This window comes from Prochlorococcus sp. MIT2304, assembly GCF_059772405.1.
Genome location: NZ_CM186286.1, coordinates 711111 through 735720, shown reverse-complemented (window position 1 = coordinate 735720; position 24610 = coordinate 711111). Strand labels below are relative to the sequence as shown.

23 protein-coding genes are annotated in these 24610 nt (G+C 35.6%); 9 read left to right on the top strand and 14 right to left on the bottom strand.

Annotated features, from left to right (window positions below; all coding sequences use genetic code 11):
• Positions 1-36: 36 nt before the first annotated feature.
• On the bottom strand, positions 37-2979 hold the full coding sequence (polA, locus tag AC6EIY_RS04515; RefSeq protein WP_498507823.1) for a DNA polymerase I: 2943 nt from the start codon (positions 2977-2979) through the stop codon (positions 37-39).
• A gap of 34 nt (positions 2980-3013) precedes the next feature.
• Positions 3014-4087, bottom strand: a complete 1074-nt coding sequence (locus AC6EIY_RS04510; protein WP_498507822.1) for an efflux RND transporter periplasmic adaptor subunit — start codon at positions 4085-4087, stop codon at positions 3014-3016.
• A gap of 164 nt (positions 4088-4251) precedes the next feature.
• Here AC6EIY_RS04510 and ychF point away from each other — a divergent pair, with 164 nt between their 5' ends.
• Entirely contained in the window at positions 4252-5343 is a 1092-nt protein-coding gene (ychF, locus tag AC6EIY_RS04505) for a redox-regulated ATPase YchF (RefSeq protein WP_498507821.1), read from the top strand.
• A 178-nt stretch (positions 5344-5521) separates the two neighbouring features.
• Positions 5522-6088 carry a hypothetical protein gene (locus AC6EIY_RS04500; RefSeq protein ID WP_498507820.1) on the top strand — a complete coding sequence of 189 codons (567 nt, stop codon included), beginning with the start codon at positions 5522-5524 and terminating at the stop codon, positions 6086-6088.
• A gap of 401 nt (positions 6089-6489) precedes the next feature.
• Here AC6EIY_RS04500 and AC6EIY_RS04495 read toward each other — a convergent pair whose 3' ends face one another.
• The gene (locus tag AC6EIY_RS04495) at positions 6490-7101 is read right to left on the bottom strand and encodes a lipid-binding SYLF domain-containing protein (protein ID WP_498507819.1); all 612 of its coding nucleotides are present in this window, start codon (positions 7099-7101) and stop codon (positions 6490-6492) included.
• 430 nt (positions 7102-7531) lie between these two features.
• Positions 7532-9271 carry a DUF4214 domain-containing protein gene (locus AC6EIY_RS04490; protein ID WP_498507818.1) on the bottom strand — a complete coding sequence of 580 codons (1740 nt, stop codon included), beginning with the start codon at positions 9269-9271 and terminating at the stop codon, positions 7532-7534.
• 294 nt (positions 9272-9565) lie between these two features.
• Here AC6EIY_RS04490 and AC6EIY_RS04485 point away from each other — a divergent pair, with 294 nt between their 5' ends.
• Entirely contained in the window at positions 9566-9832 is a 267-nt protein-coding gene (locus AC6EIY_RS04485; RefSeq protein WP_498507817.1) for a hypothetical protein, read from the top strand.
• A gap of 214 nt (positions 9833-10046) precedes the next feature.
• Here AC6EIY_RS04485 and AC6EIY_RS04480 read toward each other — a convergent pair whose 3' ends face one another.
• On the bottom strand, positions 10047-10184 hold the full coding sequence (locus tag AC6EIY_RS04480) for a hypothetical protein (RefSeq protein WP_498492520.1): 138 nt from the start codon (positions 10182-10184) through the stop codon (positions 10047-10049).
• Positions 10185-10534: 350 nt separating this feature from the next.
• Positions 10535-11617 carry a photosystem II q(b) protein gene (gene psbA / locus AC6EIY_RS04475; RefSeq protein WP_011294225.1) on the bottom strand — a complete coding sequence of 361 codons (1083 nt, stop codon included), beginning with the start codon at positions 11615-11617 and terminating at the stop codon, positions 10535-10537.
• Positions 11618-12072: 455 nt separating this feature from the next.
• Between psbA and AC6EIY_RS04470 the strand changes: the two genes are divergently transcribed.
• Positions 12073-12666 carry a hypothetical protein gene (locus tag AC6EIY_RS04470; RefSeq protein ID WP_498507816.1) on the top strand — a complete coding sequence of 198 codons (594 nt, stop codon included), beginning with the start codon at positions 12073-12075 and terminating at the stop codon, positions 12664-12666.
• A gap of 6 nt (positions 12667-12672) precedes the next feature.
• On the opposite strand, the gene AC6EIY_RS04465 is transcribed toward AC6EIY_RS04470, so the two are convergent.
• From AC6EIY_RS04465 to AC6EIY_RS04440, 6 genes are all read right to left on the bottom strand, one after another.
• Positions 12673-13578, bottom strand: coding sequence for an oxidoreductase (locus AC6EIY_RS04465; protein WP_498507815.1), 906 nt, complete (start codon positions 13576-13578; stop codon positions 12673-12675).
• Between the two features lie 86 nt (positions 13579-13664).
• On the bottom strand, positions 13665-14777 hold the full coding sequence (locus tag AC6EIY_RS04460; protein ID WP_498507814.1) for an FAD-binding domain-containing protein: 1113 nt from the start codon (positions 14775-14777) through the stop codon (positions 13665-13667).
• 14 nt (positions 14778-14791) lie between these two features.
• Positions 14792-15238, bottom strand: a complete 447-nt coding sequence (locus AC6EIY_RS04455) for a peroxiredoxin (protein WP_498508150.1) — start codon at positions 15236-15238, stop codon at positions 14792-14794.
• A gap of 85 nt (positions 15239-15323) precedes the next feature.
• Positions 15324-16814 (bottom strand): cryptochrome/photolyase family protein, encoded by a 1491-nt coding sequence (locus tag AC6EIY_RS04450; protein WP_498507813.1) that lies wholly within the window; start codon positions 16812-16814, stop codon positions 15324-15326.
• A 29-nt stretch (positions 16815-16843) separates the two neighbouring features.
• Positions 16844-17014: a DUF2256 domain-containing protein gene (locus AC6EIY_RS04445; RefSeq protein ID WP_498507812.1), complete on the bottom strand. Its 171-nt coding sequence runs from the start codon at positions 17012-17014 to the stop codon at positions 16844-16846.
• A complete protein-coding gene (locus AC6EIY_RS04440; protein WP_498507811.1) occupies positions 17011-17277 on the bottom strand; it encodes a TIGR03643 family protein in 267 nt (88 codons plus the stop codon). Before AC6EIY_RS04440 ends, AC6EIY_RS04445 begins: the two co-directional genes overlap by 4 nt.
• Positions 17278-17683: 406 nt before the next feature.
• Here AC6EIY_RS04440 and AC6EIY_RS04435 point away from each other — a divergent pair, with 406 nt between their 5' ends.
• Together AC6EIY_RS04435 and AC6EIY_RS04430 are read left to right on the top strand one after the other, a co-directional pair.
• The gene (locus tag AC6EIY_RS04435) at positions 17684-18748 is read left to right on the top strand and encodes a chlorophyll a/b binding light-harvesting protein (RefSeq protein ID WP_498507810.1); all 1065 of its coding nucleotides are present in this window, start codon (positions 17684-17686) and stop codon (positions 18746-18748) included.
• Between the two features lie 260 nt (positions 18749-19008).
• Positions 19009-20097 carry a chlorophyll a/b binding light-harvesting protein gene (locus AC6EIY_RS04430; protein ID WP_498507808.1) on the top strand — a complete coding sequence of 363 codons (1089 nt, stop codon included), beginning with the start codon at positions 19009-19011 and terminating at the stop codon, positions 20095-20097.
• Positions 20098-20177: 80 nt separating this feature from the next.
• Here the strand turns inward: AC6EIY_RS04430 and AC6EIY_RS04425 are convergent, their stop codons facing one another.
• Together AC6EIY_RS04425 and AC6EIY_RS04420 are read right to left on the bottom strand one after the other, a co-directional pair.
• On the bottom strand, positions 20178-20384 hold the full coding sequence (locus tag AC6EIY_RS04425) for a hypothetical protein (protein WP_413678269.1): 207 nt from the start codon (positions 20382-20384) through the stop codon (positions 20178-20180).
• A gap of 114 nt (positions 20385-20498) precedes the next feature.
• Complete coding sequence (locus tag AC6EIY_RS04420) at positions 20499-20693, bottom strand: hypothetical protein (protein WP_498507807.1); 195 nt, start codon at positions 20691-20693, stop codon at positions 20499-20501.
• Between the two features lie 178 nt (positions 20694-20871).
• On the opposite strand from AC6EIY_RS04420, the gene AC6EIY_RS04415 reads away from it, so the two are divergent.
• The 3 genes from AC6EIY_RS04415 (at position 20872) to AC6EIY_RS04405 (ending at position 24529) form a co-directional block, all read left to right on the top strand.
• Complete coding sequence (locus AC6EIY_RS04415) at positions 20872-21921, top strand: chlorophyll a/b binding light-harvesting protein (protein WP_498507806.1); 1050 nt, start codon at positions 20872-20874, stop codon at positions 21919-21921.
• Positions 21922-22181: 260 nt separating this feature from the next.
• Positions 22182-23294: a chlorophyll a/b binding light-harvesting protein gene (locus AC6EIY_RS04410; protein ID WP_498507805.1), complete on the top strand. Its 1113-nt coding sequence runs from the start codon at positions 22182-22184 to the stop codon at positions 23292-23294.
• A 179-nt stretch (positions 23295-23473) separates the two neighbouring features.
• Positions 23474-24529: a chlorophyll a/b binding light-harvesting protein gene (locus tag AC6EIY_RS04405; protein ID WP_269610935.1), complete on the top strand. Its 1056-nt coding sequence runs from the start codon at positions 23474-23476 to the stop codon at positions 24527-24529.
• Positions 24530-24610: the final 81 nt, after the last annotated feature.

Genomic DNA, 24610 nt, shown 5'->3' with positions numbered 1-24610 from the left:
GATAAAAATGTGAAAAATTATTGAATTTATCAGCAACTATTTTGCCTCCATCCAATTTACTCCAACGCCAGTTTCAACTATAAGAGGGACGCTAAGTTTTACAGCATTTTCCATAGTGTTTCGAACAAGGAGTTTTGTTTCCTCCAAATCTTTGGGATCAACTTCTAGCACGAGTTCATCATGTACTTGAAGTAGAATTTTCGCTGCCAATCCAGTCTTTCTTAAAGCTGAATGCAATTGAATCATTGCTAGCTTAATTATGTCTGCACTTGAGCCTTGAATAGGTGCGTTTGCTGCGGCTCTTAATTGTTGTGCTTCCATACCTGCTCTTCGGGCGGTAGTTAAATCAATTTCATTTGGTGGAGTTCCCAGAAGTCTTCCAAGCCCATTTTTATTGAAATGAAAATAACGTCTTCTCCCTAGCAATGTTTCAACAAACCCTTGGCTTAGGGCAAGTCTTTCTTGATATTCTAAAAATTTAAAAACGGCTGGATAACGTTCTTTGAATTTACTTAAAAAATATTTTGCTTCTATTAATGAAACGCCCGTTGATCTTGCAAACCTTTGAGCCCCCATACCATAAATAACCCCAAAATTTATTGTTTTTCCTATTCTTCTTTCATCGGCGTCGATAGCCTCTTTTTCAAATAAAATTTTGGCTGTTAAAGAGTGGACATCCTCATTTTTTAAATAAGCATTTTTTAGTACTTCTTCACCTGAAAGGTGAGTTAGTATACGAAGTTCAATTTGTGAATAGTCTGCACTTAGAAGTTTCCAATCTTTTTGCGGAAGAAAAGCTTTTCTTATTCGTCTACTAAATTCAGTTCTAACAGGGATATTTTGGAGATTTGGATTGCTGCTACTTAACCTTCCAGTAGCGGTTACGGCTTGATTGAAATCAGTATGTACTCTTCCCGTTTCTTTTTCAATAAGCTGAGGCAAAGCATCTACATAAGTATTAAGCAACTTACTTATAGTGCGATGTTCAATAATCATTTTTATTATTGGATGGTCTGATTCCAGCTTTTCCAATACACCTGCATCTGTACTCCATCCTGTTTTTGTCTTTCTTGATTTTTTCCTATCTAAATCAAGCCTCTCAAAAAGTAGTTCACCTAATTGTTTAGGTGATGAAAGGTTAAACTCATTTCCTGCAATCTTATAAACTTCCTCCTCAATACTTCTTAATGTGTCTGTTAGCTCTAAGGATAAATCTTTTAGATAAGGTGTATCAATAATGATACCTGTAGATTCAATTTCCGCTAAAACCTGCTCAAGTGGTTGTTCAATTTCTTTGAGTAACTTTATTAATTTCGTACTTGTACTTTTTAACCTTTCAATATAAATGATTGCTAATTTTCTTGTTAAATAAACATCCATTCCGCAGTATATACTTGCAGACTTAATGTCAACAGAAGAAAAGTCTTCTCCTTTTTTGACAACATCAGAAAAACTTTTGGGCTTAAAGCCAAATTCTCTATAGGCAATTTCATCTAAACTATGCTTAAGAGTTGCATCGCATATATAGTCAGCAAGTAAAGTATCAATTACAACGCCATTTAATATAATTCCATGTCTTAGTAATATCAGTCTGTCGTATTTTGCATTCTGTAGGGTTTTAGGATTTTCCTTGCTAGAGAACCAATCCTGAAGTGCATAGATAACTTCTTCAATCTTTAATTGACTGATATGATTCTTTTCTATTAAATCTTCTTCTTTATTGAGGTGTCCTATTGGTATATAAACTATATCTTTTAATGATTCACCATAACAAAAGCCTAGGCCAACAAGTTCAGCTTTAAAAGGATTCAAACTAGTTGTTTCTGTATCAATTGCTATTGGTTTCTTCTCATCTGTATGCTTCATTATTTGTGAAACAAAATTATTAAGTTCTTCCAAGTTGTCTATAATTTTAGGTTCTACCTGAGGAATCTCTTCTATTTTATTATTCTCACTATTATTATTAACTAGTTTACTCTCTTTCGATGAGAGATTAGTGTCTTGTTCTGATAATTCTTCATTAGAAAATAGAGCTTTAAAAGTTGAAATTTGTTTTAATAAACTATGTAACTCAAGTTTTTCAAGGTTTTCAGCTAACTTTGATTCATTAATACCCTCTAAGTTATGATCTATGTTTCGATTTATAGGGATTTTAATTAAAATTTCTGCAAGTTTTTTTGAGAGATACGCATTATCTTTATCTGCTTTTAGTTTTAACCTAACTGCTCCTTTTATGGCTCCACGTTTCGCTTTGTCGCCTTCTTCCTCGAGCTCTTGGAGTGTTTTATAGACTCCATCAAGATCATTATTTTCGTTTAAAAGATTTATTGCTGTTTTTGGACCAACTCCTTTGACTCCTGGAATATTATCTGAGCTATCACCAGTTAGGGCTTTCAAATCTATTACTTTATTTGGATTCACTCCTAGTTTCTCCCTTACTCCTTCTTCGTTAATCAGATTAGGATTTCCGCTTTTTGCATAAGGACCACCCCCCATGTACAAGACAGCTATGTCTCTTGCATCATCTACTAATTGGAATAAGTCTCTATCTCCAGAGAGTATTCTGACACTCCAACCTTTTTCAGCAGCATCATTGGCAAGTGTTCCTAAGACATCATCTGCTTCATATCCAGGAGCTTTGCATATTGAAAGATTGAGACTTTCTTTGAGAATTTTTTCAAGCTTGTCTAAATCTTGAAAAAATATGTCTGGTGCCACATCTCGATTGGCTTTGTAGTTTGGATCTTCCTTATGGCGAAATGTTGGCTCAGCAGTATCAAAAGCAATTGTGATTCCTTTGGGTTTAATAGTTTTGCAATTGTCTAAAAGACTTTTTAAAAAACCATAAGTAACACTTGTAGGAAATCCATCCTTTGTGGCAAGTCCTCCTTCCCCCCCCTTGCTAAAAGCATAAAAACTTCTGAAAGCTAAAGAATGGCCATCAATTAATAATAAGGTTGGCTTTTTTATTTCTTCCATGAAACATTAATAATGAGATTAATTAATAAATTTATTAATTTTCTCTTTTTTTGGCCCAAGGAGGAAGATTAATAAAAACTTTCTCTCCTGGTTCTAATCCAGATATTATTGCAGTTTTACTACCACTACTTGTACCTAACTCAACTTTTTTAAATGTTGGTTGATTGTTATTTCCAACTACAAGCACTCCTGCTTTTCCTTCTTCCGTGACAATTGCAACAGTTGGAATAAGTGTACTAATCTTTGTTGCACCGGTTTGAAAATTGATGTCAGATGTCATTCCTAGACGTAGATCTTCAGGCCTATTGCTCAACAACAACGTAACTTCAAATGATGTTACGTTGTTGTTTTTGATTGCACTTGGAGAAATTTTGGAAACAACTGCTCTAAAACGCTTATCAGGAAAAGCATCTACTCTAATTGTCGCTTCTTGAGCGGTTTTTATTCTTCCAATATCGCTCTCAGGAACTTTCGCAACTATTTCAAGACCTTGTGAGAGTTTGACTATTGATGAGCTTGTAGATCCTCCTTCTCTTGATGAAGAAGCAGAGGTCGTAGGAGTTACGAATGCCCCAGGGACTGCGTATCTGCTCGTTATTACACCTTTAAATGGTGCTCTTATGCTTGTCTCATTCTCTTCAACCTCTATTTGCCTAAATTTAGCTTCGCTTCTTAAAAATCTATTTCTATATTCTTCATACTCTTCGGCACTTATGGCACCTTCGTTATAAAGCATCTTCCTTCTTAGGTAACTCGCTTTTTGAGCCTCATAATTAGCTTTTATTTCGTCAATTCTAAATTCCAAGTCTCCAAAATCCATTTTTGCAATTAGATCTCCTTTCTTAACTTGATCCCCTTCCTCCACGTAAATTTCAGAAAGTATCCCCTGTCTTTTTGGGCTTACATTTACGCTTTTGTTTGCTTTTAGTTCACCACTTGCTGTTATCAAACCAGGTAAGCTCCCGCTTTCAGCTGCAATTGTAAATTCGGTTATGTCTTTGTTCGATCCATCTCCTTGTGTAAGTTGAAAACTAATTCCACCAGCACTCAATACTGAAAGCACGATTAAGCCTAAAATTTTTTTCTTTTTGAAAGTGTTCCAATTCATTTTGTAATAACCAAGGTCTCAAGACTTGTAGAAGCTGAGTGATGAAAGAAAAGCTTAAAAACTTTCCTTTGGAGATTTATAACTATATTTTCGCTGTTAAGGGGCACTATTGGGTTTAATTTAGGCAAATTAATCAGCTGGCGTCTTTTCAAAGACCCATTTCAATGCTCAAGGCCGGAATTGTAGGACTACCAAATGTTGGAAAGTCCACTTTGTTTAATGCTCTTGTTGCTAATGCAAAAGCTCAAGCAGCAAATTTCCCTTTTTGCACGATTGAACCCAATGTTGGCTCTGTTTCAGTACCGGATCAACGTTTGAATTTGCTTGGCGAACTTAGTAACAGCAAGCAAATTATCCCAACTAGGATGGAATTTGTTGATATTGCTGGTCTTGTTAAGGGAGCAAGTAAAGGGGAGGGACTAGGGAATAAATTCTTAGCAAATATAAGGGAGGTTGATGCAATAGTTCATGTGATTAGGTGTTTTAGCGATGATGATGTTGTTCATGTTTCTGGATCAGTAGACCCATCAAGAGATATTGAGATAATCAACTTAGAATTAGCATTATCTGATTTAAATCAGATCGAAAAACGTAGAACTAGATTAAAAAAACAAGTAAGTACTAATAAGGAAGCAAAGTTAGAAGATGAGGTATTGGAAAAATTATGCAAAGCCTTGGAAAATGAAAATGCAGTGAGAAGTGTTTCATTAACTGATGAAGAAAAAATATTGATTAAACCATTAGGCTTACTAACGGAAAAACCAATTATCTACGCAACTAATCTTGGAGAAGATGAACTTGCGAATGGTAACTCCTTTTCAGATGAGGTAAATACCCTGGCAACGAAAGAAGGTTCTGAATGTGTGAAGATTTCAGCTCAAGTTGAGGCTGAGTTAATTGAATTGGGTGAGCAAGAAAGAGATGATTATTTAAATGGTCTAGGAGTTGAAGAAGGAGGTTTAATTAGCCTTATCAAAGCTACATACAGGTTGCTGGGCTTAAGCACTTATTTCACTACCGGAGAAAAAGAAACTAAAGCCTGGACTATTATTGATGGGATGACTGCCCCTCAAGCAGCTGGGGTGATTCATACAGATTTTGAAAAGGGATTTATTCGAGCTCAAACAATTTCATATGAAAGATTACTAGAGGCTGGATCTTTAGTGGAAGCTCGAAACAAAGGTTGGCTAAGAAGTGAAGGGAAAGAGTATGTAGTGAATGAAGGAGACGTTATGGAGTTTTTATTCAACGTATAGCAGTCAAGTGATACCAGGCGTTTTCAGGGGTTTTTATGTCTATTCTAACTTTTTTCTAACTTCTAAGCACATTTTGATGATCAATCACTGCATTTATAAAGAATAATTTGCACCATGCCATAGATCATTGCTTCTTTTTAAGAGATAGATAGGTTAGAAAAGTATATGATCGATAAATATGAGTAGAGATAAGTCTCAATTGAACATTAAGATTGATCCCGAACTCTTGCTTAAATTAAAGTCCAACGCAATTAAGAGCGGGAAGACACTAACAGCTTTTGTGACTGAGCTGTTAGAACAAGGCTCCACTAAAGTGAGAGACGACTTTGATATTCTTGAAAAGAGACTACTAAGAATAGAAGAACGTCTCAATCTAACCGATAACTTTTCTTCTGATAAAGAAAAAGAGGTAGATGAATATAAGAGTATTTTTTCTGATAGTGGAGCAAAAATATACGGTGAACTTGCTAGAGAATTATTTGAATCACATCGGAAAGAAAAAAAACTTTCTATGAAAGATGCCTTAGGAGAGTTATCTAATTGTCTTAAGAATTACGATAGTTATCCCGAATTAGTCTTTCAAATCCTCTCCGGTAATCATGAGTTGACAGGCTTAGAAATGACAAATGCCTATAGGAATGGATCTTGTGGAATGAGAAGTGCTCTGCATGAATGGACAAATAGCGCTTTAGAACCATTAAATGAAGCTTTTCTAAATGCGGTGGATGCGAAAAAACTTGTATGACAGCAGATTGATCGATCTACTGCAAATTTCTTTTGCCAATAGAAACGTTCTAACTTCGTTCTGCTCTTCTAACTTACGTCTAACCGCAATTTTTGCTCGTAATCAGGTGGTATAACTGGACGCTAAGGAGTTTTTATTCAACGTATAGCAGTCAAGTCATACCAGGGGTTCTCAGTATTATCAATAGAGCCTTGTCTAACTTTTTAGCGTTTATGTCTAACCCTGTTTTTTCGCTGTAATCAGTTGGCATGACAGAATATTTTGGGGTTTTTATTCAACGTCTAGCAGGTATCTCATGCTAGAGGTTTTCATCGTTCTCAGTAGTCTCGTATTCTAATTTTTGAGATGACTTTTAAGGTTTTTCTTTAGCTGTTATTTATGAAAACTAGTGATTTCCTTCTTTAGTTATATGGTTCATAGCTGAATTTTTGACCACCAATGCTTGCTTCGTACATAAGTCCACCTTTTGAGACTGTTAAAACAGCTATACCATTGCTATAAGCTGTTTCAACGGCTGCTCCCGAATTAATAAGAGCTGCGCTTGCTGATGCTCCGAATTCAAAATTTCCTTGAATAAATCGATTGAGATCTCTTTTACCCTTGAAAAAGATTATTTGACTAAAAGCTTGACCTCCTAGTTGGAATCCTATTGAAACTTGAGTAAGTGTGGTTGATCCAATTACTTTGCCATCTCGAAACACCTCTCCTTTTCCACGAGCACCTCCTATTCCGACACCACCTTTGCCTACTGTTGGAAACACGGCATAACCTTTGGCTTTTTCGAAATATGGTTTTAGTTCTGGCATTGCTTTGAAATTTTCTAAAGCAATTTGTGTTTTTTCTTTTGCTCCTTGTTTTGCAGATGTTTTATTTTTAACTGGGTTCCAAGCTGCAACTAGCTTAGTTTTTATAGAATTATTTTGAGTATTAGGGGACTTTCGAAAAAGCTCTTCTGCGATTGAACTAGAAGGTGTCAACAGGTAACCTGCAAGGAGAATTAAAGATAATTTCATAGTAAAAACCTACTGCATAACTATTGAGTCTAAATACTACTAGATAACTTATCTTTACTATAATTAAGGCGGTTAGAAAGTTTCTACCGGATTAATAATTGTCTTAAGCACTTATGTTTGATGGTAGTTTAACTTGATTAAGTCCATCTAAGACAGATTATGCGTTCTAACGACTTTCTATTGTTCTAATTTACGTCTAACCCTGATTTTTGCTCGTAATCAGCTTTTTGACTGGAAGCTAAGGAGTTTTTATTCAACGTCTAAAAAATAATTCATACCAATGGTTTACTCAAGTCAAACTAAGTTTTGGTCTGACATTTTCAGAAAAGAAATTAATGTTTTGAGATAAGTTAGACGGAATTTTCTGGTCTAGAAAATAGAAAACCTCTTGCATTTTGATGTAAATGCTAAATACCCATTGCCTTTATCTTTACTCCAACCCAGTCATTTCCGTAAAGAGAGCTTTGTTCTCAGCTGATTCAGAGAATCCTAGAAGAACTTCGTATCGTGTTTCAGCCCCACTATTTAATTGACCCAACCAGTAGTTCAAGCCTCCAGCATCAGCATCACGTCCAAGAACATTTTTATAGAGAGTATTCACATAGGTTGAATCAGAAACATTGTCTCCATAACGTTCAGCAAATTCAGCTGAACTTAAAAATGATGATGCAACGACTCTAATAGTATTGCGTCCTGAGCTGAAATTATCAATCCAATAAGCAAGTCCATCTGAATCAGGTAATCGTTTAAATGATGCGTTGTATAAACGGAACATACGCCCTGAATCTGTATTCAAACCAGTGACTTGATCAAAGGTGCCTTTGATATCAGCAATGGCACTAATGTCTCTAAAAGAACTTGTCGTAGCTTCTCCTGTAAAGGTTAATAAGGGAAAGCCAGTAATATCGTCATAGCCAGAATCTGTTTTGATCTGATAGACACCATTGCCTTTATTGTAAAATTTATAATCACTAAATTTACCGCTATATGTTTTAACAACGTCTACTTTTGATTCTTCTACTGTTTGATCTGTGAATTGAATGTATTCAATATTTGAGAGAGTATCTGTTCCATCATTCGTAGCTATTCTTTGATCGACAATGGTTAATGAATTGACTTTTCTTGTGAAGGAATAATCAGAAAACTTTCCAGAATAAACAGAAGTGTCGTTACCTCCTTCACCATTAATTGTATCGGAACCTTCTGAGGCGAAGAAAGTTTCATTGCTACTACTACCAGTAAGGTCATCGTTTGAATTACTCCCAGTGTTTGCGATATACCCAGAAAGCCCTTGATTGTTTTCTTTGAAAATGTTTTCCAGTTCATTGCTGGAAGGCTTGCTAATTACTTTTTTAATATAGTTTTCATACAAGCTATGTCCTAAAGGATTTCCCTCCTTGATCTTATCGGGAGTTAAGTAATTATCTGACCATTCTGGATCAAGACTGCCTGAATATTTTTCAATATACCCCCACTCAGCAAAGGTTAAAGCGTATTGATATTCAACCATTACTGTTTTCCAATATGTAAAACTTTCCACTCCCAAGTGGTTGTAGCTTGAAGCATCAAAAACCCCATTATTAATAGCTTCTTTTGCTGCTTCATAAAGCAAACCAGACAATATTGGCTCCTCTTTTGAGACATCTCCACCGTACTCAGGACTTCTGTCTTCAATAAATAGAAATTGCGCTGGGAAAGCACCTGGCAAGGCAAATCTAACTAGTGTATGGAGTAAATGTTCGAGTACTTCTGTTATTTGAGTCTTAGCTGTTTTCTCTGAATCACCAGAAAGGTTGAATTGCCATATGAAATCGGTAAGGCTATGCTTATCATTTGTTAAGTCCCAACCTGAATAATTATCTCCGTTTAACGTAGGCGTGTAGGAATCCATTTCTTCAACTCCTATCCTTTGTAGGGTATTTATAGTCTTTAAATGCTTAATAGCTTTAATTTGAGAGTCTGAATCAATAGAGGTGTCTTCTGGGTTGAGTAATAATTTTGTTGTTTGGGCTATCTTTCTAATAAATTCATCTTCTACAGCAACGTTTCCTCCTGTTGCTTTCAAGCCAGCTATTTTGACTCCATAAACTTCTATGTATCTGTTAAAAGGCTCTATTTCTATACTGGTTTCAATTTGATAACATTTATAGACTGCGTCTAAAGTTCCCATCTTCAAAGTTAAAAATCTATTTTATCTAAAAAATATATTTAAGCGATTAGTCTCGATCTGTATCAACAATGGTCAAACTTTTTTAGCTGTTTTCATTAAAGATTTCTAGTCTGGCCACCCTAATTTCAACAGAGCTTTTAACTTCTTAGAAGTGAATTTAATAGGTGTATGTACTGTATTTAAATCAATGTTACGCCATGGTGAGTATTTGATTACTTCCTAAGGCAATATTTGCTCTGAAGAAGTTATGAAAAAAAGTTATGAATACATAACTTCGACTTCTTAGAAAATCAGATGAAAGGTTTCAAAGATTTTCAGCAAATGATTAATAATTTGAATGAAGAAAATTTGACAGAGCTATGTGAGCGGTTTCTTACTGATCACGATTCAGCAATGAAAATGTTGTCAAAATATTGTAAAGATTTTGGATTGATTTTCGATAGTACAGAAATTAAAAATCATATGTCTACTATGCATAGTAATGGTGACTTTGATAGTGTTGTTTGTTTCGGGATTGAATTATCAGAAAATCAGTTGTATAAGAAGTTTCATCCTGATTAGAGTGTTACCGTAATATTACCCTCTTATTAATCCCTTTGAATTTTGATTGATATCGTTCAAATCTTGTTTAGTTTTTTTCGCTAATCTAATTTAATTTTAGCTTGTAATAAATGATACGACTGGAATTTTCGGTTTTTTAAATGAAAAAAAGCTGCAAATAATTTGCAGCTTTTTTTCAGAATTTTGATTTATTTCAATTAAATGGTGTTTACTTTTAACCAAATAAAGCTGAAGCTACGCCAGCTACGGCTATTACTATTCCACCCCATTTGATTACAGGCTGACCCTTGTCATAGGTGTTCGATACTAGAATTGCAGCGAGAAGGATTTCTACAAGGTTTTCGTTAATCATGGGTCGAAGCCAAAATAGTAGTTGTTTATACTTTTTTAGCTGATCCTTGTCTAATGGGCAACTAATATTAAGCATTTATCAGACTGATTTGTAATTTCTTCAAAGGTTTAAAACTATCGTCAATGATTCCATTTAGCTAAGAAAATTACATTAATTTATAAATAATTTTATTCTTACTGATTAGTTTGCTTCTTGTGTTTATCCCTTGTCTAGAGTCAGAACCTCTACGATTTCTACAGTAAAGATAATTGGGAGAAACCTTTTTTTTTCCTGTTTACGCAATGCATAACTTGAAAAAAGCAAAAAAAAAGCCCTCTAAAAGAGGGCTTTGAAAAAATCAAGTTAAAGACTTAACCGATTGCAGGTGCAACAAGAGCTACAGAAGTAGACTCAGCAGCTGCTAGGTCAAGTGGGAAGTTGTGAGCATTACGCTCATGCATTACTTCCATACCAAGGTTTGCACGGTTAAGCACGTCACCCCAGGTTGGTACAACCTTGCCTGAAGTATCTACAACAGACTGGTTGAAGTTGAAGCCGTTCAAGTTGAACGCCATGGTGCAGATGCCCATAGATGTCAACCAAACACAAATTACTGGCCATGAAGCCAAGAAGAAGTGAAGGCTACGGCTGTTGTTGAAGCTTGCATATTGGAAGATCAAACGACCGAAGTAGCCATGAGCTGCAACGATGTTGTATGTCTCTTCTTCTTGTCCAAACTTGTAACCGTAGTTCTGTGAATCAAGTCCTGTGGTCTCACGGATAAGTGATGAAGTAACCAAAGAACCGTGCATTGCAGAGAACAAAGCACCACCGAACATACCTGCTACACCAGCCATATGGAATGGGTGCATCAAAATGTTGTGCTCAGCCTGGAAAACGAACATGAAGTTGAATGTTCCAGAGATTCCTAGAGGCATACCATCAGAGAATGAACCCTGACCGAATGGGTAAACAAGGAATACAGCGAAAGCTGCTGATACAGGAGCTGAGTAAGCAACACAGATCCATGGGCGCATACCCAAACGGTATGAAAGCTCCCACTGACGTCCCATGTATGCAGAGATACCAATTAGGAAGTGGAAGATTACAAGCTGGTAAGGGCCACCGTTGTAGAGCCACTCGTCAAGAGTTGCTGCTTCCCAGATTGGGTAGAAGTGAAGGCCGATAGCGTTACTTGAAGGAACAACAGCACCAGAAATGATGTTGTTTCCATACATGAATGAACCAGCAACTGGCTCACGGATACCGTCGATATCAACTGGAGGAGCAGCGATAAATGCAACGATGAAACAAGTTGTTGCCGCAAGAAGGCAAGGGATCATCAATACACCGAACCAACCGACATATATACGGTTGTTAGTGGAAGTAACCCACTCGCAAAATTGTGGCCAACCTTTGAGCAACGAAGAACGCTGCTGCTGAATGGTGGTCATGAATAAGAGCGTTTAGTATTTGCTCGGAAGAGCAATAAGTAAGATCAGAAAATCTGACATGAGAAATTTAGCTTCTGTATCAAAAATTTAGTATCGGTAAACCCCCCTCATTTCTTTTTTTCTTATCAGTATTTCTAGTTTAAAAAATAAATATTTTTTATGTTATTAGTTTTGCGTTAATAAATTTAATCACCCATAATCAAAGCAAATCATTATTTCTCAATTATTTGATCTTGACTCTTGAAAAATTTCGCGGACAAATAACTATTATTTCTATTATTACTAGTAGCACTTAAACACCCTAGTGATAAGAGCTTAGTGTTAAATTACTATAATATCTAGTATTTATAGATTAATAGTAGAGTGTTTTTTTTTTTAGGAGTTATATTTTTTGTATAATCATGCTTGTAGCCTGATAAGAAATGACTATAATTGGCCAATAAATTTGAGATTAAATGAGCAAAAGTCAGTTTAATATAAAGATCTCAAAAGACTTGTTAAGCAGAATCAAGAAACAGGCAATGATGTCTGGAAAAAGCTTAACTGAGCATATTACTGATTTAGTAACTAAATCGTTGTCAGAAAATGATTTCCCAAAATCAGAAGATTTTTACAATAATAGGATTCAATCTTTGGAACAAAGGTTGTTGAACATTGAGTCAATAGTTAGTAATCGTGAATACTTAAGTCAAAAACTCAAGCCATTTACCAACCCAGAGGCAGCTAACTGTACAAGTTTTATGAAAGGGCTATTTGATAAAGAAGTTAAAAAAAGAAACTTTGTTGATAAAAATCAAGCCTTTGATGACTTTTTCAATCATCTATTAAATTATGTTCAAGTAGATCATTTCCCGACTGAACGATTGAGGGAAGTGATGCTTAACGACCAACCTGATCCTTGGACAGGTAAAGAACTTAATGATTTAGCTAGAGATAACAAATGCAATTGTCCTATTAGAAAAGGTTTAATTGATTGGACTGGAAAATTCAATTGTCCTTCGCAGCAGGAAATTTGTGAAAAGGGAGAAAAACTACTTGCATCTATCTAATTGTGGTTAAGTATCTTTAATAAGATCTTTACTGACATCCCATAATCTTTTTCTTGAAAGATGATTTAGAGCTTTTGGGGCATTTCTACATACCTTAGGGGCTCCTCTGAAGTTAAATCTTGGACAAAACTGTTGGCCTCCCTTCACACCAGGCAAGGTCGCTGCTGCTATTTGAGGAAGTGCGCCCATTTTGGCGCTTTGAAAAATTGGATCCATTAATTTATATGCAGTTTTTTCTTGCCATGATTGATTCGCTTCAACAGATTTTGGCTGTAAGTTTGTACGAGCTAGTCCAGGATGAGCCAATAGAGAAATAACTTTTGAGTTGCTCGTCTCAAGTTTTAAATTAAGTTCCAGACCAAACATAACGTTGGCAAGTTTACTTTGTGCATATGAAGACCAACGATCGTATTTAAGTTTTCCTTGCAAGTCATCCCAATAAATATCGCCCAAATATTGAACCCCTGAGGTAACGGTTACAACTCTGGCATCCCTGGTATGTTTCAGCAAAGGCAATAATTCAAGTGTTAATGACATGTGAGCAAGGTGATTTACGGCAAATTGTATTTCTAATCCTTGCTTGCTAAGAGTAAAAGGTGGAGCCATTATGCCGGCATTATTTATAATTACATCTATATGGTTAAATTTATTTTTAATCTTATTTGATGCATTTTTTACATTAATTAGATCAGATAAATCTAATTCAACAAGTTCAATATTACCAGTGTAATTATACTTTGAAAGTTCTCGCTTAGCGCTTTCACCTTTGATTAAGTCTCTACAACACATGATTACAGTTGCACCCTTTTTTAAGAGGAATTTAGATGTCTCATAGCCAAGTCCACTATTAGCCCCAGTTATTAAGAATATTTTTTTCTTTTGCGATGTTATTTTGTTTAATTCAACTTTCATTGATCTAAAGTTTTTAACAATTATAGTTAAAATTTTATGAATGTGAGTTCTAGATTTTTACTTTTGCTTAACTATAAATCAAATTTTTAATAATTATAGGTATTAATAAATGATTTTTTAAATTTATAAAAACCAGATCTTGCAAATTTCCAATTGAGCAGATCTTCATCTCTATATATATAATTGACCTTGATTCTTTTTAGTTTTGAGTAATTATTAATTAAATCTAGATTATTCCCTACGCCAGGATAGACAATATCGATAGATTTTAAATCTTTTAGGATTAAATCAATATCATGTGTATTTGATATCTCTGAGTTTGGGATTAGATTATTAACTTTTTGAAGTAAAGTTTGTTTAAAGTAGCATACTTTACTACTTTGTCTTGAATTATCTTCTATTAAATCATTTTGGAATATGTAAACTTTTGCATATGAGTTAAATAAGCTAGATCTGTTATTAATATTTAAATCGTTATCAAACATAACTAGATGATTATTATTGGATATTTTCTTAATTGGTAGTTTATTTGATAGGTGCTCACTTTCATTGATTGGAATTACTCCATTGGCAAGTTTAATATAAATATTATTAAACCTATTATTGGTGAATTTATTTATATTTTCGTTTGATGCTAAATAGGGTTTTTTATTTGTATGTAGACCCGCCACCCATCTCCAACTAAGAGTATTTGATGCGGCATCACCATCTAACAGATGTTTCATAAAAAATCTAGAACCCAATTCCCATGGTAGTTTTAAAGTGTATATCCATATACTTGCGAACCACATTCTTGAGTGGTTATGTAAATAATTAGTTTCTCTAAGTTCTTCAACCCAGCTATCAAAAAAATCAATACCTGTATTTCCATTTTGTGCGATCTTTAGAAGATTTGAATCGTATGATATCCCGTTCAAGTTTCTGTACTTTATCCAAATTGAGTGGTAATTTTCTAGGTAACCTTTCCAATACAATCTCCATAAAATTTCATCACTAAATTTTTTTTTCTTGTCAACTGATTTTAATTTTTGAAGGATATCATATTCGTAAAGAATCCTATGAGATGTGTATTTAGAAATTTTTGATACTTTAGAGTGATTACCAATTCCGTAATCATAATTCCTTAACTCATGGTATCTATTAAGTTTATTTTTAATGAAGTATTCTAGACAATCATTAGCTTCTTCAAAAATATTCATTTTAAATATTTTTTTTACACTTGAAGTTCTTTCAATGCTCGTATTGCCTCTTTTATATGGGCTGGCCCATTCAAAAGGTCTTCGTATATGTGAGTAATTATTCTTTCTGAATCTATAATGTAAGTTACCCTTCCTTGAATAAAACCGAGTGCTTTTGGAACACCAAATTTTTTCCTAAGACTATTATTTGTATCGCAGAGTAATGGGTATTGAAGATTATTTTTATTAGCAAAATCAAGATGACTTGTGCTGTTGCCATTGTTTATCCCCCAAACCTCGGCTCCTAGAATTTTGAAGAGGTCGTATTTGTCGCGGAATCCACAAGCTTCAATTGTGCAACCAGGAGTGTCGTCTTTAGGATAGAAAAATAAAACTAACGGTTTTTTAATTTGCGCTGGTGACCTTATATTTCCATATTGATCTTTCAGAGAAAATGATGGAATTTTATCACCAACTTTCAAATTCACTTTGATCGAATAAAATTTAATTATAGGTATTTTTGTGTTTTCCGAGAGTGTCATAATGGAGTAAGTACAAGACCTTATTTTAAATAAGTCTTGATATGAAATTTTTTGCAATAGTTCTATGAAAGTTTTTTTTATTAATATCCATTCTTTCAAGATTTTTTAAAATCATTGAAAATCTAAATTGACTTTTAAACACGTCTTCATAATCATCTATGAATGTCCAAAAAAGACCATCCCAGATCTCAGACCATTTACCTGGTTTATAATTAGACATTTTTCTTACGTAATTGGATCCGGATATATATGGTTTAGTAGTAAATAATCCTCCATTTGAAAATTGACTCATTCCATATACATTTGGGACCATAACCCAATCATATGCATCAACAAATAGCTCCATAAACCATTTATAAACTTGATTTGGATGGAATCTACACAAAAGCATAAAATTTCCAATTATCATTAATCTTTCAATGTGGTGAGCATACCCTGTTTCTAAAATGTTATTTATTGAATCATCAACTGGCTCAATACCTGTTTGTCCAGTGTAGAAACATGATGGTATTGATTTATCTTCAAAGCCCCAGAAGTTTCCATTTCTAAGTTCTAAACTATTACGCTTGTAGATTATTAACATAAACTCTCTCCATCCAATAATTTGTCTAATGAAACCTTCGTATGAATTGAGTGCTACTTCATTTGATCTAAAATAATTATTGGCTTTATCAATTATTTGTTTAGGCGTAAGTAATCCAGTATTTAACAATGGAGAGAGGACGCTATGCCAAAGAACTCTGTGCTCTGAACTAATTGCGTCTTCATAGTCTCCAAATAGATTAAATCTTTCAAGCAGAAATATATCAAGCCACTCTTCGGCATCTTTATGCGTAACTGGGTAATTAAAGTTTTTAGTATTACCAAAATAGTCTTTATAATTCTTAGAAACATCATTTTTTGCTTTCTCTATAAATTTATTAGTTGTTAAATTAGGTACTTTTGGTACTTTGATTGTTCTTGGTAATTTTTTCCTATTAAGTTTGTCAAAACTCCAATCTCCCCCTGTGGGAGAACCATCTTTTTCAATTAAAAGTTTGAGGCTTGTTCTTTGCTTTTTATAAAAAGTTTGCATGCCGTAAATTTTTTTTTGTTTTATTAATTCATCCACCAGGCTCTCACTAGTTAAAAACATATTATCTTTTCTAATTTCTATTTTGATTTTATTCTTTATACAGAAATCTTTTATTCTTTTATTTAATGACCAATCAAATAGTTCATAAGTTATGAAATGATTAAAGCCTTTTCTAACTAGATAATTAAGGTTATCTTCAGTTCTAATATATCTTTTGTGATCTATTCTTATTACTTTACAACCTTTATCTTCAAGGTTTTCTTGATAAGCTTGGATTGCGGCTTTGTGAAATATGATTTTTTGTTTATGAAACTTTTGTTTCCACTCCGAATCGCAACCAAAAAATAAAGTATCTTCTAATAGAGCAATATTTCTTATATCAGAAAATTGATTTTCTATTTTGAATAATTGATTTGGAAAAATTAAAAATATTTTTTTCACTCTTTAAACTAAATACAATCAAAAAAACATTAACTAGATTCTTTGTTAAACGTGAATTTATAACTACTACTTACTTGATTTTTTCTTCGTCTGCATCTTTCAGAACAATAGACAACATTTTCCCAGTCTTTGGACCATTTTTTTCTCCATTCGAAATCCTTTTTACACTTTGGACAATTTTTCGTCAATTTTATTTTCACTTTTGATTAGGCGATTTGAATTTTGTCTTGAACTCAGGAAATCCATGTTTTAACTTCCTTCCTGAAACTCTCTTCCTCCAGTTGTTGAATGAAGATCTTTTTAAATTGGATCTCATTAGTTGAATTACATCTTTTTCTTTTAAATTAAATTGAAAGTTGATTGCTTCGAAAGGTGTTCTATCTTCCCATGCCATTTCAATAATTCGTTCGAGATCAATTTGATCAATATCTTTGTCTATGGCGTTTAAGTCATCTACTAGCATATTAATAAATTTAACTTATCCCTGTATGGTTTTTCATTTTGTTTTGGATGTATAAAATGATTTGTAAGTTTCCCACGCTCTTAGATGTTTTTTGTTATGACTTCTATGTTGTAGGGAATTGAAGTCGAAGTTCTTTCTCTATCAGCACAGGAAGAGTGCTTGCACTCTTCCTGTTAAACATAAGAAAATGTTAACAGTTAAGAAAAGCTTATCTAATAATTAATTTTTTATATTCTTTTTATATATTGTTAACCATTTTTTTGTATTTTTAATTGTTAAGTTAATCTTATCAATTTGTATAAAATGATGTTTGATTATTAATCAATAGCTATTTATCTTCGTTTTCAATAGTTAAAAAGACTAGTAACTTGTAGTGTGGAAAATATATTTTCACCCCTGAACTGATATGCAGACCTATGGGAACCCAGATGTCACCTACGGGTGGTGGGCTGGCAATTCAAGGGTTACTAACCGTGCTGGAAAGTTTATTGCAGCCCATGCTGGGCATACTGGCTTGATTTCTTTTGCTGCCGGAGCAAGCACTCTTTGGGAATTAGCTAGGTTTGATCCCTCTATTGCTATGGGGCATCAAAGTTCCATTTTTCTTGCTCATCTTGCTTCTATTGGAATTGGATTTGACGATGCTGGTGTTTGGACTGGTGTAAATGTTGCTTCAGTAGCGATAGTCCACATTATTGCTTCGCTTGTTTATGCAGGAGGGGCTCTTTCCCATTCTCTTCTCTTTGATGGTGATTTAGCAGATGGACCAGGACCTACTACTCAGAAATTTAAGCTTGAATGGGACAATCCTGACAATTTGACATTCATTCTTGGTCACCATCTCATTTTCTTTGGTGTTGCTTGTATTGCTTTCGTGGAATGGGCCAGAATTCACGGAATATATGATCCTGCCATAGGAGCTGTTCGGCAAGTCGAGTACAACCTTAATTTGACCAATATTTGGAATCATCAGTTTGATTTCTTAGCCATTGATAATCTTGAAGATGTCCTTGGGGGGCATGCATTCTTAGCATTCGTTGAGATTACAGGTGGAGCATTTCATATCGCTACTAAGCAAGTGGGCGAGTACACCGAATTCAAAGGAAAGAACATTCTTTCAGCTGAAGCTGTACTATCTTTCTCTTTGGCTGGTATTGGTTGGATGGCGGTTGTTGCAGCTTTCTGGTGCGCAACAAATACAACTGTTTATCCAGAAGCTTGGTATGGAGAGCCATTGGCTTTGAAATTTGGTATTTCTCCCTATTGGATTGATACGGTTGATGTAAGTGATAGCACAGCTTTTGCAGGTCACACCACACGAGCTGCATTATCTAACGTCCATTACTATTTTGGTTTCTTCTTTTTACAAGGTCATTTATGGCATGCAATCCGAGCCTTAGGTTTTGATTTTAGGAGAGTTACAAATGCTGTTGCTAGTTTGGATACTGCAAAAGTTACTCTCAATGGCTAACTGATTCATTTTTTGGATACTTCATAAAAAGCCCCGTAATTTATTGCGGGGCTTTATTTATTGTTTAACAAAATTGACTGTTATCTAGCAAGGATTCTCAAATCCGATCTGAGACTGGTTTCTTAAGGAAAATCAATCATTAATCCCAGCTATTATTTTTGATTAAATTTGTCTATTAAATAAAGACCTTTTACGATTTCAAGCAAATTTATTGCACTAAATGTAAGGTAGGTCGAATTTCGACTTCAATTTCCTCAATTATGCAGTCCTACGGAAATCCAGACGTCACTTACGGGTGGTGGGTTGGTAATTCTGTCGTAACAAATAAGTCAAGCCGATTTATTGGCTCGCATGTTGCTCATACAGGATTGATTTGTTTCGCAGCTGGTGCTAACACCCTTTGGGAGCTCGCTAGATACAACCCAGATATTCCAATGGGACACCAAGGAATGGTTAGTATCCCACATCTTGCTTCTATTGGTATTGGTTTTGATCCAACAGGAACAGTATTTGATGGCACATCAATTGCTTTTATTGGTGTATTCCATCTTATTTGCTCAATGGTTTATGCGGGTGCAGGACTATTGCACTCTTTGATTTTTAGCGAAGACACCCAAAATAGTTCAGGTTTGTTTGCTGATGATCGTCCTGAGCATCGTCAGGCAGCAAGATACAAGCTTGAATGGGATAATCCAGATAATCAGACGTTTATTCTTGGTCACCATTTGATTTTCTTTGGTGTCGCATGTATATGGTTTGTAGAGTGGGCTCGAATTCATGGGATTTACGATCCTGCAATAGGAGCTGTTCGACAAGTTGAGTACAACCTCAACTTGACCAACATTTGGAACCATCAGTTTGATTTCTTGTCTATCGATAGTCTTGAGGATGTTATGGGTGGTCATGCATTCTTAGCATTCGTTGAGATTACAGGTGGAGCATTTCATATCGCTACTAAGCAAGTAGGCGAGTACACCGAATTCAAAGGGAAGAATATTCTTTCTGCTGAAGCAGTTCTTTCTTGGTCTCTTGCTGGTATTGGTTGGATGGCAATTATTGCTGCTTTCTGGTGTGCAACTAATACTACTGTTTATCCAGAAGCTTGGTATGGAGAAACATTAGCTCTTAAATTTGGTATTTCTCCTTATTGGATTGATACTGCTGATATGAGTGGAGTTGTTAGTGGCCATACTTCAAGAGCTTGGCTTACAAATGTTCACTACTACCTAGGCTTTTTCTTCATTCAAGGTCACCTTTGGCATGCAATACGTGCTTTAGGCTTTGATTTCAAGAAGGTTACTGATTCAATTAGTAATCTTGATAACGCTAGGGTTACCCTCTCTGATTAATTATTGGTATTAAATTCCAATAAAAAAAGCCTCGTTTTAAGACGAGGCTTTTTTATGAAAAAATTAGTTTTTAATTTTCATTAGTTTTTATAGTTTTCAGGCTTTGCCCAAGGATCGATTCTTTTGGAGTCATCAGAATAATAAAAGAATTGAGATGCTCCAAAAACTGCTCCTAATCCACATAGTGCAGCTGCCACATTAAAACCACCTGATGGTTTGATTAAACCAATATCTGATGGGTGTGGAAGCTGAGTGGCGAAATCGAGAAGATGAGAAAAATCAATCATTGAGTAAAAAAATGTTTTTATTGATAACCCAGGTGGCCACTTTGCCAAACCCGTGTGTGTGGATATTACATTAATTTGAGAACCAAGAGAGATTTACAAAACTTTCTTAGTCATTTAAAACCCTTTAGGTTGTGATTTCCTCTTAGGAGGGAAGTCATTATCTATTTTTGCTTTAGGCCTATATTTTTTTTGAAACAAATAAAAAACCACTGCTAAAAGAGAAATTCCCAGTAGAGAAAACCAAATTATTGTTGCGATATATGGAAGTCCATGAAGGTCTTGCAATTCAAGTTGTAAAGCAGATTTCATTTTTTGATATTTAAATTTTTCTTGAGTATTTCCATGAAAACCTAGTTTAGTTGGGGTTTAAGCCAATTTGAAGAAAAAAAACTTTACTACTTCTTTATACGCCTTATAACTATTGGTAGTTTTTGAATTCAGCTGCCTGTAAGGTGTGTTTACCGTATTACGTCAAAAATCTTAAATCATGCAGACCTACGGAAACCCGGATGTCACCTATGGTTGGTGGGCTGGAAATGCTGGGGTTACAAACAAATCAGGTAAATTCATTGCTGCTCACATCGCTCATACTGGGCTAATTGCCTTTGCAGCAGGTGGAAGCACCCTTTGGGAACTAGCAAGATACAACCCTGAGATCCCAATGGGTCATCAGAGTTCTATTTTTCTTGCTCATTTAGCTTCTATTGGTATTGGCTTTGATGAGGCTGGTGCTTGGACAGGCGCAGGAGTAGCCTCTATTGCCATCGTACATTTGGTTCTTTCCATGGTTTATGGAGCCGGTGGACTATTGCACTCAGTGCTATTCGTTGGTGACATGCAAGATTCAGAGGTCCCTCAAGCTAGAAAGTTCAAACTAGAGTGGGATAACCCAGATAATCAGACTTTTATACTTGGACACCATTTGCTTTTCTTTGGTGTTGCATGTATTTGGTTCGTTGAATGGGCCAGAATTCATGGAATATATGATCCTGCCATAGGAGCTGTTCGGCAAGTTGAGTACAACCTTAATTTGACCAATATTTGGAACCATCAGTTCGATTTCTTGGCTATCGATAGTCTTGAAGATGTTTTGGGAGGCCATGCTTTCTTGGCTTTCTTAGAAATAACTGGTGGTGCGTTCCATATCGCCACTAAACAAGTTGGTGAATACACAAAGTTCAAAGGAGCTGGTCTTCTTTCTGCTGAAGCAATTCTCTCTTTCTCCTGCGCAGGCCTTGGTTGGATGGCTGTTGTTGCAGCCTTCTGGTGTGCCCAGAACACAACTGTTTACCCAGAAGCTTGGTACGGTGAAGCATTGAACTTGAAGTTTGGTATTGCTCCTTATTGGGTCGATAGTGTTGATCTGTCAGGAGGTCCAGCTTTCTTTGGTCATACCACTAGAGCAGCTCTAGCAAATGTTCACTATTACTTTGGTTTTTTCTTCCTTCAAGGGCATTTATGGCATGCTTTGAGAGCTATGGGATTTGACTTTAAGAGAATTCTTAAAGAGCCTCTTCCTGCTCAGCTCTACGAATAAAAAATTAAAAATTTGATTTTACAAAGAGAGGATTAAATCCTCTCTTTTTTTGTTTTTGCTCTTTTAAATTGATTATTTTTATTGATTCTTGAAATGAATAACTATCTATTCATTGCTTTAATTAATCTAATTAAGACTTAAATTCTCATTTATATATCTCGAAAAAACAATTTCAAACATAACGACCTTTAACTATTCTGCACATATCAATTCAACAGAGTGTAATCTGCACGCATATTTCCCTGATTCGCTTAGAAATTATGCAGAGCTATGGAAATCCAGACGTTACTTACGAGTGGTGGGCTGGTAATTCTGTGGTCACCAGTCGCTCCGGTCGATTCATAGCCTCCCATATTGGGCATACAGGCTTGATCGCATTCGCGGCTGGAGGAAGTACCCTTTGGGAACTTGCTCGCTACAACCCAGAGATCCCTATGGGGCATCAAAGCTCCTTGTTTTTAGGGCATCTTGCCGCCTTTGGCGTTGGTTTTGATGAGGCTGGTGCCTGGACTGGTGTAGGTGTGGCAGCCGTAGCCATTGTTCACTTGGTTTTATCAATGGTTTATGGAGGTGGTGCTTTATTGCACGCCGTTTATTTTGAGGCTGACGTTGCAGATAGCGAGGTTCCAAGAGCTAGAAAGTTTAAATTGGAGTGGGATAATCCAGATAATCAGACGTTTATTCTTGGCCACCATTTATTCTTCTTTGGTATGGCTTGCATAGCCTTTGTTGAATGGGCAAGAATCCATGGTATATACGATCCAGCTATTGGTTCAGTAAGACAGGTTAATTACAATCTTGATTTGACAATGATATGGAATCGTCAATTTGATTTCATAGGAATTGATAGTCTTGAAGATGTAATGGGTGGTCATGCTTTCCTTGCTTTTGCTGAATTAACTGGAGCAACTATCCACATGGTTGCAGGATCAACGCAATGGGAAAATAAGAGACTAGGTGAATGGAGTAAGTACAAAGGAGCTGAATTGCTTTCTGCTGAAGCAGTTCTTTCTTGGTCTCTTGCTGGTATTGGTTGGATGGCAATTGTTGCAGCATTTTGGGCAGCTACAAATACAACTGTTTATCCTGTTGAGTGGTTTGGAGAGCCTTTGAAGTTACAGTTCTCAGTTGCACCTTATTGGATAGATACAGCCGATAGTGCCGATATAACAGCTTTCTATGGCCATACAACAAGAGCAGCATTAGTTAATGTTCATTATTACTTTGGATTTTTCTTTTTACAGGGACATTTCTGGCATGCTTTGCGTGCTTTAGGATTCGACTTCAAAAAAGTTTCCGAGGCAATAGGTAACAGTCAAGGAGCAACTGTTAGAGTTGAGGGTGCAGGCTTTAATGGAAGAGCACCAAGATAAATCCATTTACAAATAAAAAAAATACCTACCTTCGGGGGGTATTTTTTTTTGTTTTTTTTTAGTAAAAAGTGTTTTTTTTGTAAAAAAAGACAGATACCTATAAAGACCTCTAACTATTCTGGTAAAAACAATTCCAATAAGTGTAAGGTAGCCAAAATTTCGACTTTAATTCCTTAATTATGCAGACCTACGGAAATCCAGACGTCACCTATGGGTGGTGGGTTGGTAATTCTGTGGTGACCAATCGCGCAGGTCGATTCATAGGGTCACATATAGGCCATACAGGTCTTATTTGCTTTGCAGCAGGTGGAAGCACCCTTTGGGAGCTTGCTCGCTACAACCCAGAAATACCAATGGGACATCAAAGTTCCATATTCCTTGCTCATTTAGCCTCTCTTGGAATTGGCTTTGATGAAGCTGGTGTATGGACAGGAGCTGGTGTAGCAACGATTGCTATTTTCCATTTAATTTTTTCAGCTGTGTATGGAACAGCTGGATTAGCTCATTCGCTCTTATTTGATCCGGACTTGAAAGATGGTCCTATACCTACTACTAAGAAATTCAAATTAGAATGGGATAACCCAGATAATTTGACATTTATTCTTGGCCACCATTTGATTTTCTTTGGTGTTGCAAATATTTGGTTCGTTGAGTGGGCAAGATGGCATGGGATCTACGACCCAGCAATAGGTGAAATCAGAACAATTTTCCCTGGATATGGCGATTTTGGAATGGTTTATGGACATCAGTTCGATTTCCTTACTATTGACAGCCTTGAAGAAGTAATGAGTGGACATGCATTCTTGGCATTTGTTCAAATAAGTGGAGGTGCATGGCACATAGCTACAAAACAGCTAGGTGAATACACTGAATTCAAAGGTAAAGGATTGCTCTCAGCAGAGGCAGTACTTTCTTGGTCCCTTGCTGGTATTGGTTGGATGGCAATTGTTGCTGCATTCTGGTGTGCACAAAATACAACTGTTTATCCAATTGACTGGTATGGAGAGCCTCTAGCTTTGAAATTTGGAATCTCTCCTTATTGGGTAGATACAGGAGATGTATCAGATAGCACTGCGTTTTTAGGTCATACAACTAGAGCAGCTTTGTCAAATGTTCACTACTACTTTGGATTTTTCTTTATCCAAGGTCATATCTGGCATGCTCTTAGAGCTATGGGCTTTGATTTCCGTCGTGTTGTTGGCTCAGTAGCTTCTTTAGCGACAACTGAGAGCTAGTAAATTCAAGCTCTCATTTCTATTAAAAAGCCTCATCAGATTTGATGAGGCTTTTTATTGGGGAGAATAATTAAAAATCGC